Origin of the sequence: Streptomyces sp. NPDC057616 (genome assembly GCF_042800575.1) — a bacterium.
GTDB lineage: Bacteria > Actinomycetota > Actinomycetes > Streptomycetales > Streptomycetaceae > Streptomyces.
In genome coordinates this window covers 59,268-72,534 of sequence record NZ_JBHVGU010000011.1, presented here as the reverse complement: position 1 = coordinate 72,534, position 13,267 = coordinate 59,268, and the positions used below count along the sequence as shown (strand labels likewise).

12 protein-coding genes are annotated in these 13,267 nt (G+C 72.7%); 5 read left to right on the top strand and 7 right to left on the bottom strand.

Annotated elements, in window-relative coordinates; translation table 11 throughout:
- The first annotated feature begins 54 nt into the window (after positions 1-54).
- Positions 55-1,056: a phosphotransferase gene (locus tag ACFU97_RS15810; protein WP_384256535.1), complete on the top strand. Its 1,002-nt coding sequence runs from the start codon at positions 55-57 to the stop codon at positions 1,054-1,056.
- A 30-nt stretch (positions 1,057-1,086) separates the two neighbouring features.
- On the opposite strand, the gene ACFU97_RS15805 is transcribed toward ACFU97_RS15810, so the two are convergent.
- Entirely contained in the window at positions 1,087-2,664 is a 1,578-nt protein-coding gene (locus ACFU97_RS15805) for a protein kinase (protein WP_384256143.1), read from the bottom strand.
- 334 nt (positions 2,665-2,998) lie between these two features.
- Between ACFU97_RS15805 and ACFU97_RS15800 the strand changes: the two genes are divergently transcribed.
- Positions 2,999-4,624 (top strand): protein kinase, encoded by a 1,626-nt coding sequence (locus ACFU97_RS15800; protein ID WP_384256140.1) that lies wholly within the window; start codon positions 2,999-3,001, stop codon positions 4,622-4,624.
- A 115-nt stretch (positions 4,625-4,739) separates the two neighbouring features.
- On the opposite strand, the gene ACFU97_RS15795 is transcribed toward ACFU97_RS15800, so the two are convergent.
- Together ACFU97_RS15795 and ACFU97_RS15790 are read right to left on the bottom strand one after the other, a co-directional pair.
- Entirely contained in the window at positions 4,740-5,279 is a 540-nt protein-coding gene (locus ACFU97_RS15795; protein ID WP_384256138.1) for a bacterial proteasome activator family protein, read from the bottom strand.
- A gap of 66 nt (positions 5,280-5,345) precedes the next feature.
- Positions 5,346-5,894 (bottom strand): PadR family transcriptional regulator, encoded by a 549-nt coding sequence (locus ACFU97_RS15790; protein WP_384256135.1) that lies wholly within the window; start codon positions 5,892-5,894, stop codon positions 5,346-5,348.
- Positions 5,895-6,308: 414 nt separating this feature from the next.
- Here ACFU97_RS15790 and ACFU97_RS15785 point away from each other — a divergent pair, with 414 nt between their 5' ends.
- Positions 6,309-6,842: a hypothetical protein gene (locus tag ACFU97_RS15785; RefSeq protein WP_384256133.1), complete on the top strand. Its 534-nt coding sequence runs from the start codon at positions 6,309-6,311 to the stop codon at positions 6,840-6,842.
- Between the two features lie 21 nt (positions 6,843-6,863).
- Here the strand turns inward: ACFU97_RS15785 and ACFU97_RS15780 are convergent, their stop codons facing one another.
- Entirely contained in the window at positions 6,864-7,844 is a 981-nt protein-coding gene (locus ACFU97_RS15780; RefSeq protein WP_384256131.1) for an NAD(P)H-quinone oxidoreductase, read from the bottom strand.
- A gap of 154 nt (positions 7,845-7,998) precedes the next feature.
- Here ACFU97_RS15780 and ACFU97_RS15775 point away from each other — a divergent pair, with 154 nt between their 5' ends.
- Both ACFU97_RS15775 and ACFU97_RS15770 read left to right on the top strand, forming a co-directional pair.
- Complete coding sequence (locus ACFU97_RS15775) at positions 7,999-8,994, top strand: ATP-binding cassette domain-containing protein (RefSeq protein WP_384256128.1); 996 nt, start codon at positions 7,999-8,001, stop codon at positions 8,992-8,994.
- On the top strand, positions 8,991-9,839 hold the full coding sequence (locus ACFU97_RS15770; protein WP_384256126.1) for an ABC transporter permease: 849 nt from the start codon (positions 8,991-8,993) through the stop codon (positions 9,837-9,839). The genes ACFU97_RS15775 and ACFU97_RS15770 overlap by 4 nt, the downstream gene beginning before the upstream one ends.
- On the opposite strand, the gene ACFU97_RS15765 is transcribed toward ACFU97_RS15770, so the two are convergent.
- The 3 genes from ACFU97_RS15765 to ACFU97_RS15755 are packed head-to-tail and all read right to left on the bottom strand — an operon-like array spanning position 9,840 to position 13,218.
- The gene (locus ACFU97_RS15765) at positions 9,840-10,937 is read right to left on the bottom strand and encodes a potassium channel family protein (RefSeq protein ID WP_384256124.1); all 1,098 of its coding nucleotides are present in this window, start codon (positions 10,935-10,937) and stop codon (positions 9,840-9,842) included.
- Positions 10,934-12,301 (bottom strand): molybdopterin molybdotransferase MoeA, encoded by a 1,368-nt coding sequence (locus tag ACFU97_RS15760; protein ID WP_384256121.1) that lies wholly within the window; start codon positions 12,299-12,301, stop codon positions 10,934-10,936. The genes ACFU97_RS15765 and ACFU97_RS15760 overlap by 4 nt, the downstream gene beginning before the upstream one ends.
- The gene (locus ACFU97_RS15755) at positions 12,298-13,218 is read right to left on the bottom strand and encodes an NTP transferase domain-containing protein (protein ID WP_384256119.1); all 921 of its coding nucleotides are present in this window, start codon (positions 13,216-13,218) and stop codon (positions 12,298-12,300) included. Before ACFU97_RS15755 ends, ACFU97_RS15760 begins: the two co-directional genes overlap by 4 nt.
- Between the last annotated feature and the right edge of the window lie 49 nt (positions 13,219-13,267).

The following is a 13,267-nucleotide window of genomic DNA, read 5'->3' as shown; positions in this document are numbered from 1 at the left end:
CCGGGCTCGTGCCCTACCATCTGGCGCGTGCCGCGCTCCTCCGTACCACCCCCCGTGCCTCACGCGCCCCCGCTGAGCGACGTGCTGCGCCAGTACACCGCAGGGTCCGCCGTCACCTGCGAGCCCGTCGACCAGGGCCTGCTCAACCGGGGCTACCGGCTGTGCACCACGCGCGGCCGCTACTTCCTCAAGCACCACTTCGACCCCGAGACCGCCGATCCGGCCGCCATCGCCCGCCAGCACCGGGCCACCCAGCGCCTGGCCGACCTGGGCGTGCCGGTCGCACCCCCGCTGCCCGGCCGCGACGGCCGTACGGTCGCCGTCGTCGGCGGGCACGCGTACGCGCTGCACCCCTGGGTCGAGGGGCGGCACCGGCACGGCGGGCAGCTCACCCCCGTGCAGTGCGGCCGGCTCGGGGCGCTGCTGGGGGTGGTGCACGCAAGCCTGGAGCGCGTGATGCCGGCGCACGCGCGTGCCCGCACCGCGCCCGAGGCCGCCGACCCCGCCGACACCTTCACCCTCATCGACGACCTGCTCGGCCGGGTCCGCAGGCACCGCCCGGCCGACTCCTTCGACGAACTGGCCCGCCACCGCCTGCTGGAACGCCGCACCCTGCTGGAGCAGCACGCCGACCGCCGTCCCCCGTGCGGCAGTCCGGTGGGCTGGGTGCACGGCGACTTCCACCCGTTCAACCTGCTCTACCGGGGTGACGCGCCCGCCGCGATCGTCGACTGGGACCGGCTGGGCCTCGGCCCGCGCGCGGAGGAGGCCGTGCGCGCCGCCGCGATCTTCTTCGTCCGGCCCGCCGGGGCCCTGGACCTGCCCAAGGTGCGCGCCTACGCGCGCGCGTACCGGCGGGCGGCCGGTGCCACGCCCTCCGAGCTCGCGGCGGCCGTGCACCGCGTGTGGTGGGAGCGCCTCAACGACTTCTGGATGCTGCGCTGGCACTACGAACGCGGCGACACCCGCGCCGACCCCCAGTTCCCGGCCGCCTCCGCGCTGGCGGTGTGGTGGACGCGGCAGTACGACGCGGTGTGCGGGGCGTTCGTGGACTGACGGACGAGGCCGGCGGGCTGGTGTGCTCCGTCAGCCGCCGAGGCCCTGGGTCACGCCGCCGTTGTTGGCGCCGCCGTCCGTCGCCGGGTCCGTCGGCTGGTCCGTCGGGTCGGTCTGCGACTGGGTCGGCTGCGCCGTCGGCTTCGAGGACGTCGGCTCGTTGGTCGGCTTGTCGGTGGGCTGTTCCGTGGCGCTCTGGGACGGCGTGGCCGACGGCGTGTACGAGGGCGTGTAGTCCCCCGAGCCGCCGCTCGTGGAGTTGTTGTCCGTGGAGGTGTCCGTCGGCTGGTCGGTCGGCTCGGAGCTGGGTGTGTCGGTGCCCGAGTCGTCCTTGGTGGAGTGCGTGGCGCTGGGCGACTTGGTGGTGTCCGGGCTGCCGCCCGTGCCGCCGCCCTTGTTCAGGGCCAGTGCGACGCCCGCCGCGATGGCGATCACCGCGAGCACGGCGAGGATCCACAGCTTGCCGCGGCCGCCGCCCCGGTTGCCGTGCCCCTCGAAGCCGCCGTCGTCCCGGCCGCCGTAGCCGCCGACCATGCCCTGCTGCGGGATCTGCGTGGTCCCGGAGGCGTCCCCGGGGTGCGGCAGCACCTGGGTGCCGGCGAAGCCGCCCGCGGGCGTGTGCCGGCCCTCGTGCACCGCGACCGGGCCGGTGTTCCAGGTGCCGGTGTGGCCGCCCTGGTCGTAGAGCATCTGGAGGCCGTACTGGACGAGCCCGCGCATCTCCTCGGCCGTCTGGAAACGGTCGTCCGGTTCCTTCGCCAGCGAGCGCATGACCAGGCCGTCGAGCTCCGGCGGCGAGGCGCCGCCCGAGGTCTGCGACGGCGGCACCGGCACGTCCTGGACGTGCTGGTAGACCACCGACAGCGGGGTCTCGCCGACGAACGGGGGCCGCAGCGCGAGGAGTTCGTAGAGGAGGCAGCCCGTCGCGTACAGGTCGGAGCGGTGGTCGACGGCCTTGCCGAGCGCCTGCTCCGGGGAGAGGTACTGGGGCGTGCCCATGACCATGCCGGTCTGCGTCATCGTGGTGGACGCGCCGTGCAGGGCGCGCGCGATGCCGAAGTCCATCACCTTGACCGCGCCGGTGTCGGTGATGATGACGTTCGCCGGCTTGATGTCGCGGTGCACGATGCCGTGCTGGTGCGAGTAGGCGAGCGCCTCCAGGACGCCGGAGACGATGATCAGGGCCTGCTCGGGGCCCGGCGCCTCGGCGTTGATCAACAGGTCGCGGATGGTGCGGCCTTCGACGATCTCCATGACGATGTACGGGACCGCCTGGCCGCCCACGTAGTCCTCGCCGGAGTCGTACACGGCGACGATCGCGTGGTGGTTGAGGCCGGCCACGGACTGGGCCTCGCGCGTGAACCGCGCCTTGGAGACCGGGTCCTCGGCGAGATCGGCGCGCAGCAGCTTGACCGCGACGGTGCGCCCGAGGCGCACGTCCTCGGCGGCGAACACCTCTGCCATGCCGCCGCGGCCGAGTCTGCGGGTCAGCCGGTACCGGCCGTCCCCGACAAGTCCGCCGTTACCCCACATCTCCGGCGCATCTGACATACCGCCGCCAGTCGCCTCGGGGTCGGACGGGCCCTGAGCGCGCTGCTGCTGTGCCATCAGTCCTCGCCGTCGTTTCTGCCCGCGGTGCGCGCGGTGTTGTTACGGTCTCCGTCGGCCACGCTACAGCCTCAACGCAACCCGCCGGCCCGAGAAGAGCGCCGGAACCGGATCGGGACGGACCGGCCATCAAACCGTCATCCGGCGCTCCCGTGCAAATTGTGTGTACCGCGCGTACAACCTCTGTAACGCTCGCGCGACGCTTGTATCGCGTACGGTCACGGATCGGGCACCGAACTTGACGTGTCACTGCCCTGGGGCAGACTTGGCCGGGAATAGCACTTTGGATCACTGACAGTCAACGGCGCCTGAAGGCCCACGGGGGAAACGGAACATGAGCCAGGACGGCGCACAGGGCCGGTACCAGGGACGGGCGTTGGCCGGTGGCCGCTATCAGCTGCGCGACCTGCTCGGCGAAGGCGGCATGGCCTCGGTCCACCTCGCGTACGACAGCGTGCTCGACCGCCAGGTCGCGATCAAGACGCTCCACACCGACCTGGGGCGGGAACAGGCCTTCCGCGAGCGCTTCCGCCGCGAGGCCCAGGCCGTGGCCAAGCTCACGCACACCAACATCGTCTCGGTCTTCGACACCGGCGAGGACAACCTCGACGGGATGACGACGCCGTACATCGTCATGGAGTACATCGAGGGCCGCCCGCTCGGCTCGGTGCTCGACGAGGACGTGCGGCAGTTCGGCGCGATGCCCGCCGACAAGGCGCTGAAGATCACCGCGGACGTGCTCGCGGCGCTGGAGATCAGCCACGAGATGGGCCTGGTCCACCGCGACATCAAGCCGGGCAACGTCATGATGACCAAGCGCGGCGTGGTCAAGGTCATGGACTTCGGCATCGCGCGCGCCATGCAGTCCGGTGTGACCTCGATGACCCAGACCGGCATGGTCGTGGGCACCCCCCAGTACCTCTCGCCGGAGCAGGCGCTCGGGCGGGGCGTGGACGCCCGCTCCGACCTCTACTCGGTCGGCATCATGCTGTTCCAACTGGTCACCGGGCGGCTGCCGTTCGACGCGGACTCGCCGCTGGCGATCGCCTACGCGCACGTGCAGGAGGAGCCGGTCGCGCCGTCCTCGATCAACCGGTCGCTGCCGCCCGCCGTGGACGCGCTGGTCGCCCGCGCGCTGAAGAAGAACCCCAACGAGCGCTTCCCGAGCTCCGAGTCCATGCGCGACGAGTGCCTGCGCGTGGCCGCGTCCTTCCAGGCCGCCCCGCCGAGCATCGTGCCGGGTGCGCCCGCCCAGGCCGGCTCCGGCGTCGGCTCCGCGGTCTTCCCGCCGGTCGACCAGTCGACCCCGGCGCCGACGGGCCCCGTGCAGACGCCGTACCAGCCGACCCCGGCCCCGAACCCGTACGGCGCCCCGTCCGCGCCGTCCCCGGCCTACGGCTACCCGCAGCAGGGCGGCTACCAGACGCCGTCTCCCTACGGGCAGCCGTCGACCCCGCCGCCGTACAACATCACGCCCCAGTCCGCCCCGTCCCAGGCGGGCGGCGGCAGGAACAACAAGCCGGTGATCATCGGCTCGATCGTCGTCTCGATCATCGCGGTCGGCGGCCTGATCGCCGCGCTGATGCTCAACAACGGCGGCGGCAGCGGCGACGAGGGCAAGGGCGGCGGCAGCAGCGCGAGCGCGTCGGCGACGAAGGCGGCGGGCTACCGCGGGCCGGACACGTCGAAGAAGATCGACGTGAACGAGTGCAAGGAGCCGCAGGAGTCGTACAACGACCCCGACAAGATCCAGCTGCCCGACTTCCGGTTCAAGTACATCGGGTCGGTCAAGGAGTGCCTGCAGTCCGCGGGTTGGCACCTGAAGATCAAGAAGGTCGACGAGAACACGTACGGCGAGGGCACGGTCATCGACCAGTTCCCTTCCGCCCAGACGGACCTCGACCCGAAGAACATGCCGGAGATCGAGCTCAGCGTCTCGACGGGCAACCCGCCGTCCTGACCCGCGCATCACACGGAAGGGCCCGGCAGCCGAGGCTGCCGGGCCCTTCCCGTCGCGTTCTGTCCGTCGCGTTCTGTCCGTCGCGTTCTGTCCGTCGCGTTCTGTCCGTCGCGTTCTAGAGGTACGGTCCGCCGGAGTGGCCGCCTGCATGGCGGTCGTCGGCGCCGTCCGGGCCGACGCCCGGCGGCAGCGCGCGCCGCATCTGCTCCAACTGGGCCCGCGCGGCCATCTGCTGGGCGAACAGCGTGGTCTGGATCCCGTGGAAGAGGCCCTCCAGCCAGCCCACCAACTGGGCCTGCGCGATGCGCAGTTCGGCGTCGCTCGGAGTGCCCTCGTCCGTGAAGGGCAGGGAGAGCCGCTCCAGCTCCTCCACCAGCTCCGGCGCCAGGCCGTCCTCCAGCTCCTTCACCGAGCTGCGGTGGATGTCCTTCAACCGGGCCCGGCTCGCCTCGTCCAGGGGAGCCGCGCGCACCTCCTCCAGGAGCTGTTTGATCATGCTGCCGATCCGCATCACCTTGGCCGGCTGCTCGACCTGCTCCGTCACCGGAATCTCGCGGGAGTCCTCGTCTGTGCCGCCGCCAATCGCCATGCCGTCCTGGCCCACGACCAGGATCTGGGGATTCTCCGGCGACCTGTCGTTCCTCGGCATCTCCATGCCGCCATTCTCTCGCACCCGTGCATCTCATCACCGTGGTGCCCCCCGTGTGCGGTGATCCACCGTTTACGGTGCGGGAGTTTCCGCCCGCAGCCGCAGCAGCCGGGTCTCGCAGTGCTCCAGCCAGCGGATCTCGGCCTCCGCGTGACAGATGATCTGCTCCAGGACCAGCAGCCGCGCCACCTCGTCCGGGTGGCCGGGCGTCTGCGCGAGCGCCTGCGCCCGCTGCCGCACGTACTCGTGCAGCGCCTCCGCCATGTGGTGGCGCTGCGTCTCGACCACCGCGCGCACGTCGACGCCGGGTGCGCGGACCGCCAGCGCCAGCTTGATCGCCAGCTCGTCGCGCGGCGGGCCGGCCCGCTCCACGGGGCGCGCGAACCAGGCCGCCAGCTCGGTCCGGCCCGTTCCCGTCAGCGCGTACAGCGCCCGCCCGGCCTCGTCCTCGCCGTCGTGGACGACCATTCCGTCCCGCTCCAGTCGGCCGAGAGTGGTGTAGACCTGTCCGACGTTCAGCGGCCAGGTGCCGCCGGTGCGCGCCTCGAACTCGGTGCGCAGCCGTGAGCCGTAACGGGGGCCCTGTTCGAGGAGCGCCAGCAGTCCGTGACGAATCGACATACCCGGATTGTGCAGCCACTTCGGATTTTTGGCGGAACACGGAGTGCCGGAAGCTCGAGCCGGTGTGAGCCTTGAGACGTGACTCCATGGCTGCGTGCTTTGCAGGGGGCCGGACTGGTGGTGGGGGTGGGGGCGGGCGTGCTCGTGTCCCCGTGCGGGGACGGGGTGGCGTACGGGGCGGAGGCGTACCGGGCTGCGACGTCGTACGGGAGCGTTTCGTCGTACGCGGGCGTTTCGTCGCACGGGGGCGTATCGGCGGACGCCGGTCTCTTCGGGGTCTCCCGGGGCTCCGGGGTCTCCGGGCCTTCCGGGCACTCGGGGCTCTCCGGTCCGTCCGGGGTCTCCGGGCACGGGACCGAGGCCACGCACGGGCCCGGATCCACCCACGGGCCTGCCGCCTCGCACCGGCCCGACGTGTCGGACGAGACCGGGACGGGGGACGAGGCGGACTCGGGGGACGAGGACGGTGGCGGGGACGAGGCCGGGACCGGGGACGGGACCGAGAAGGGGTCCCACGCCCGGCACACGCACGACGCCGGCACCCCGGAGGCGGCGCCGCGCCGGTCCGGCTCCCCCAAGGCCTCGCCCGAGCCGTCGCGCGCCGGGAGCGTGGCCGGTGAGGGGCGGGAGCGGCCCGGGCGGCGGGAGACGCCGACGGCGGACGAGTCGGCGGGCGACTCCTCGGACCGGAGCGAGGATCTGGGCGACGGGAGCGGGGACGGCGCGTACCCGCAGGACGAGGACGCGGGGGACGGGACGGGTGACGCGTCCGCGACGCCGCCCGCGGAGGCGGGACTGGTGCCGTCCCCGCCGGCGCGACGCCCCGCTCAGCAGGCCGCGGGCCCGACCGAGCCCGTCCTTCGCATCCTGCCGCTGGGCAGCGGACTGGTCCTGATCGGACTCGGTCTGGGTTTCGCCTTCATCGGGCTGCGGCTGCGGCGGGCCTAGGAGACCCGGCCGCCACCGGGCTCAGGACACGACCAGCAGGACCTTGCCCACGTGCCCGCTCTCCTCCACGACCCGGTGGGCCGCGGCGGCGTCGCTCATCGGGAGTTCACGGTCGACGACCGGACGGACGTGGCCGCCGTCGAGCAGGGGCCACACGTGCTCGCGTACGGCCGCGACGATCGCCGCCTTCTCGCCGAGCGGGCGGGCGCGCAGCGAGGTCGCGCTGATCGCGGCCCGCTTGTTCAGGAGCATGGCGATGTTCAGCTCGCCCTTGATGCCGCCCTGCATGCCGATGATGGCGAGGCGGCCGTTGACGGCGAGGGCCTGGAGGTTGCGGTCCAGGTACTTGGCGCCCATGTTGTCGAGGATGACGTCGGCGCCCGCACCGTCGGTGGCCTTCCCGACCTCCTCGACGAAGTCCTGCTCCTTGTAGTTGATCAGGATGTCCGCGCCCAGCTGGGCGCACCGCTCCAGCTTCTCCTTGCTGCCCGCCGTGACGGCGACCTTGGCGCCGATCGACTTGGCCAGCTGGATCGCCATGGTGCCGATGCCGCTGGAGCCGCCGTGCACCAGCAGCGTCTCGCCGGGGCGCAGATGGGCGACCATGAAGACGTTCGACCAGACGGTGCAGACCACCTCGGGCAGCGCCGCGGCCTGCGTGAGACCGATGCCCTTGGGCACGGGCAGCAGCTGGCCGGCCGGGATCGCGACCTTCTCGGCGTAGCCGCCGCCCGCGAGCAGCGCGCACACCTCGTCGCCGACGGCCCAGCCGGAGACTCCGGGGCCGAGCGCGGCGATCCGGCCGGAGCACTCCAGGCCGGGGTAGGGGGACGATCCCGGCGGCGGATCGTAGAAGCCCTGCCGTTGCAGGATGTCGGCGCGGTTGACGGCGCCGGCCACCACCTCGACCAGCACCTCGCCCTCACCGGCCACCGGATCCGGGACCTCGTCCCACACCAGCGCCTCGGGCCCACCAGGTTCGGGAATCGTGATCGCATGCATGAGGGGGACGCTACTCCTCGCCGCCCGGGCGATCCGGGCCGCGGGCCTGCGACGTCAGGAGCGCCGCGAAAAAGGGTGTGCGATCACCGATGAGTTCCGGCGAAGGTAAAGGTCTCACCATGCGTCAACCAAGTGCGTGGAAGGACATCCCACCATGAGCCAGCACACGTCCGGCCTGGCCATCGAGACCGCGGGACTGGTGAAGACGTTCGGTGAGACCCGGGCGGTCGACGGCGTGGACCTCGCCGTCCCGGCCGGCACGGTCTACGGCGTCCTCGGGCCGAACGGCGCCGGGAAGACGACCACCGTGAAGATGCTCGCCACCCTGCTGCGGCCCGACGCCGGCGAGGCGCACGTCTTCGGCCGCGACGTGGTGCGCGAGGCCGACGAGGTCCGCGGCCGCGTCAGCCTCACCGGCCAGTACGCCTCCGTCGACGAGGACCTCACCGGGGCCGAGAACCTGGTCCTGCTGGGCCGCCTCCTCGGCCACGGCAAGAAGGCGGCGCGGGTGCGTTCCGCGCAGCTGCTGGAGGCCTTCGGGCTGACGGAGGCCGCCGCCAAGCAGGTCAAGCACTACTCGGGCGGCATGCGGCGCCGTATCGACATCGCCGCGTCCATCCTCAACACCCCGGACCTGCTCTTCCTCGACGAGCCGACCACCGGGCTCGACCCGCGCAGCCGCAACCAGGTCTGGGACATCGTGCGCGCGGTCGTCGCCCAGGGCACGACGGTGCTGCTGACCACGCAGTATCTGGACGAGGCCGACCAGCTGGCGTCCCGGATCGCCGTCATCGACCGCGGCCGGGTGATCGCGGAAGGCACCAAGGGCGAGCTGAAGGCGTCGGTGGGCGCCGGTTCCGTGCACGTACGGCTGCGGGCGGCGGAGCGGCGGCCCGAGGCGGCCGAGGTGCTGCGGCGGACCCTGGACGCGCGGGTGCAGCTGGAGCCCGATCCGGTCGCCCTCACGGCCCGGGTCTCCGCGGCGGCCAGCGGCATCGTCGCCGAGCAGGCCGCGCGGGCGCTCGGCGAACTCGCCCGCGCCGGCGTCACCGTGGACAACTTCTCGCTGGGGCAGCCCAGCCTGGACGAGGTGTTCCTCGCCCTCACCGGACACGACACGCACAGCCCGAAGGACGAGGTGGCGGCATGAGTACGGCGACAGGCACCGAGGCACGCGATCTGGCCCCCGTCAGCACCGAGTCGCTCGCCGCGCTGCTGATCTCCGGTGGACGCCCGCCGCGCCCGAGCGCGCTGTCGGCCTCGCTGACCTTCGGCTGGCGGGCGATCCTCAAGATCAAGCACGTGCCGGAGCAGCTCTTCGACGTGACCGCGTTCCCGATCATGATGGTGCTGATGTACACGTACCTCTTCGGGGGCGCCCTGGCCGGGTCGCCGAAGGAGTACATCCAGTTCCTGCTGCCGGGCATCCTGGTGATGTCGGTCGTGATGATCACGATGTACACCGGTGTCTCGGTGAACACCGACATCGAGAAGGGCGTCTTCGACCGCTTCCGCTCGCTGCCCATCTGGCGGCCGTCGACGATGGTCGGCTATCTGCTCGGCGACGCCCTGCGCTACACGATCGCCTCCGTCGTGATGCTCACGGTCGGCGTCCTCCTCGGCTACCGTCCGGACGGCGGCCTCGGCGGCGTGGTCGCCGGGATCGCGCTGCTGGTCGTCTTCTCGTTCGCGTTCTCGTGGATCTGGACGATGTTCGGGCTGCTGCTGCGCACCGAGAAGTCGGTGATGGGCGTCAGCATGATGGTGATCTTCCCGCTCACCTTCCTGTCCAACGTCTTCGTCGACCCGAGGACCATGCCGGGCTGGCTGCAGGCGTTCGTCAACAACAGCCCCGTCACGCATCTGGCGTCCGCGGTGCGCGGGCTGATGGCCGGGGACTGGCCGGCGGACGAGGTCGCCTGGTCGCTCGGCTGGGCCGGCCTGTTCGTGCTGGTCTTCGGGCCGGTCACGATGCGGCTCTACAACCGCAAGTGATCACTCCGGGGACATGGGCCGCACGCCGGGCGTGACCCGTGCGCCCGGCGTGGCCCGGACGATCGCGATCAGACGGTCCGTCAACTGCAGGGTCCCGATGGCCGGATCGTCGTAGCCGAGCACCCGGTGTCCGCGTATCACGCTCACCACCAGGTCGTCCGTCTCCCGCGGGCTCCGGCCCACCTCGGCCTTCACCACCGGCCGCTCCACCATGTCGAGGCCGCTGCCCTGCTGGATGAGGTCCTCCAGCACCATGCCGGCCGCGGGGCTGAGCACGGACAGGCCGAGCAGGCGCCCGGCCGCGCTCGCGCTGGTGATGACGGCGTCGGCGCCGGACTGCTTCAGCAGCGGCGCGTTCTCCTCCTCGCGCACCGCGGCCACGATCTTCGCCCCGCGGTTGAGCTGCCGTGCCGTCAGCGCGACCAGTACGGCGGTGTCGTCGCGCTGGGTGGCGATGATGATCTGCCGCGCACGGTGCACCTCGGCCCGCTTGAGCACCTCGCTGCGCGTGGCGTCGCCGATCACGCCGGCGTAGCCGTCGGCCGTGGCGGCGTCGATCACCTTGGAGCTGGGGTCGACCACGACGACCTGCTCCTTCTTCAGACCCGTCGCACACACGGTCTGCACCGCCGAGCGCCCCTTCGTCCCGAAGCCGACGACGACGGTGTGATCGCGCAAGGTGGACCTCCAGCGGTTGAGTCGCCATTCGTCGCGGGTGCGTTCGGTGAGGACCTCGAGCGTGGTGCCGACCAGGATGATCAGGAAGAGCACCCGCAGCGGTGTGACGACGAAGATGTTGGTGAACCGGGCGGCGTCGCTGACCGGGGTGACGTCGCCGTATCCGGTGGTGGAGAGGGTCACGGTCGCGTAGTAGAAGGCGTCGAGCAGGTCGACGGATCCGTCGGAGGTGTCGTTGTAGCCCTCGTGGTCGGCGTAGACGATCAGGGCGGTCGCGACCAGCACCAGCAGGGCCAGCAGCAGGCGCCGGCCCACCTGCCGGATCGGCCGCTCGACCACCTTCTTCGGGAGTTCCACCCGGTGGGTCACGAGATGCTCGTCCGCCTGGCGGGCGATCGCGTCATGGCCCGGAAGTTTCACGTGAAACACACTCCGATTCCGGCGGAGGCCCAGGGCAGATCGAGGAGTTCCAGCTCCTGGCCGGAGCCGGCGCCGCCCGGTGGCACGACGGCGAGGGCGTCGGCCGCCGCGATGCCGCGCAGCATGGCGGGGCCGTTGTAGTGCAGCGGCACGGCACGGTCGCCGCGCAGCACGACGGGGATGAGCCGGGTGTCGTGCGGATGCCCGTGGGCCGCTTCCTGCAGCGGCAGGGTGTACGGCTCCGGGGCCGGGCGAGCGGCGAGCGTACGCAGCAGGGGCTCGGCGAGGGTGAGCAGGCCGGAGACCGCGGCGAGGGGGTTGCCGGGCAGCCCCACCAGGTGCTGGTCGTCCTTGGTGCGGGCCAGCAGCATCGGGTGACCGGGACGCACCTTCACGCCGTCCACGAGCAGTTCGGCGCCGATACGGCTCAGGGTGGGGTGGACATGGTCGACGGGGCCGGAGGCGGTGCCGCCGGTGGTGACGATCAGGTCCGCGTCCGAGCCGGTGACCGCCTTGCGCAGGGCCTTCTCGTCGTCGCCGAGCCGCCGTACGGAGGTGACGTCGGCGCCCAGCGCGCGCAGCCAGGGCGGCAGCATCGGGCCGAGCGCGTCCCTGATCAGCCCGTCGTGCGGGATGCCCTCGGTGAGCAACTCGTCGCCCAGCACGAAGACATGGACCCGGGGGCGGGGGACCGCGGTGACGGTGTCGTAGCCGGCGGCCGCGGCCAGGCCGAGCACGGCCGGGGTCACCAGGGCGCCGACGGGCAGGAGCTGGTCGCCGGAGCGGCACTCCTGGCCGCGCGGGCGGATGTCCTGACCGTGGTGCATGTCGCGGGTGGCGTGCAGCCGGCCCTTGTCGTCGGTGCGGCCGTGCTCGGTGCGGATCACGGCGGTGGTGTCGAGAGGAATGCGGGCGCCGGTGGCGATACGGACGGCCTCGCCGTCGGTGAGGGCCTCGGACTCGGCGTGCCCGGCCAGGACGCCCTCGTCGCGTACGTCCCAGGGACCGGGCCCGGCGACCGCCCAGCCGTCCATCGCGGAGGTGTCGAAGGAGGGCAGGTCGGTGAGGGCGGTGAGCGGGGCGGCGAGGGTCAGCCCGAGGGAGGCGTCGAGCGGGACCGAGACGAGGGCGCGCCGGGCGCCGGAGCGGGCGGCACGGGCGGCGATCTCCCGGGCCTCGGGCCAGGGGGTGGCACGGTGGTGGGCGTCGGGCTTGTGCGCCGAACCGTGGGAGTGACCGGACGCGGCGGGTGCGGGCACACCGCCGCCGGCGATGCGGCCGTCGTGGTCGTTCACCAGGGCGAGCACCTCCTCGACGTCGAGGTCCTCGGCGTCCTCGCCGGTGCGGGCGGAGCGGGCGGTCATCCGGCGTCCGGGCGCTGGCCGGGCGTGGCGTCCGGTGCGGCGTCCGCCTTGGCGGCTGCCTCCTCGGCCCAACGCTGGGCGAGGACGGCGGCCCTGCGGGCGGCCTCGGCGACGGCTTCGGGGCCGCCGCCCGCCCGCCCTGCCGCGTAGCCGACGAGGAAGGTGGTCAGGGGCGCCGCGGGCCTGGCCACTCCGTGGGCGGCGTCGCGGGCGAGGTCGAGCAGGAGGCGCATGTCGACGTCGAGGTCGATGCCCAGCTCGTCCTTGGCTGCGGAAATCCATTCATCCAACACGTGCCCATGCTCCCTGATACGTGCCCTGGCGGCGGCGATGTCGTCCCAGGTGTCGCAGTCGAAGGACGCGACGGGGTCCGGGACTCGGGTGAGGTCGAGGGCGCCGGTCAGCCGGCGCAGCGGCAGGCCGGTGAGGCCGCCGTGTTCCGCGGACAGCGCGGCCAGCCCGCGGCGCAGCGCCTGCGCGCGGTAGGCGGCCACGAGGGGCTGGTCGCGGCCGTCGGCGTCGGTGAGCAGGACGCCGTCGGCGTCGCTCGCGTCCAGCGCGGTCAGCAGCCGCCGTACCGTGGCGGCCCCGAGGAACGGCAGATCGGCGGAGAGGACGACGAGCTCTTCCGCCGTGGTGCGGTGCAGCCCGGCGCCGAGCGCGGCGACGGGTCCCCCGCCGGGCGGGTCCTCGCGGGCCCACAGCACGGGCCGGGCGGTGGGCCGGGCGTCGGCCACGACGACGGTCGTGCGGGCGTCGGCGCAGGCGGTCAGGACGCGGTCGAGCAGCGCCCGGCCGCCCACCTGGACGCCGGGCTTGTCCGCGCCGCCGAGCCGCCGGGCGGCGCCGCCCGCGAGCACGACGGCGTCGTACGGCGGGGCGGCGGCGCGGTCCCCGGAGGGCTCGGACGAGGTCACCCCCCGAGTATGCGTGCCCCGGCGATCACAGGGAACGTGTGGGCGGCCG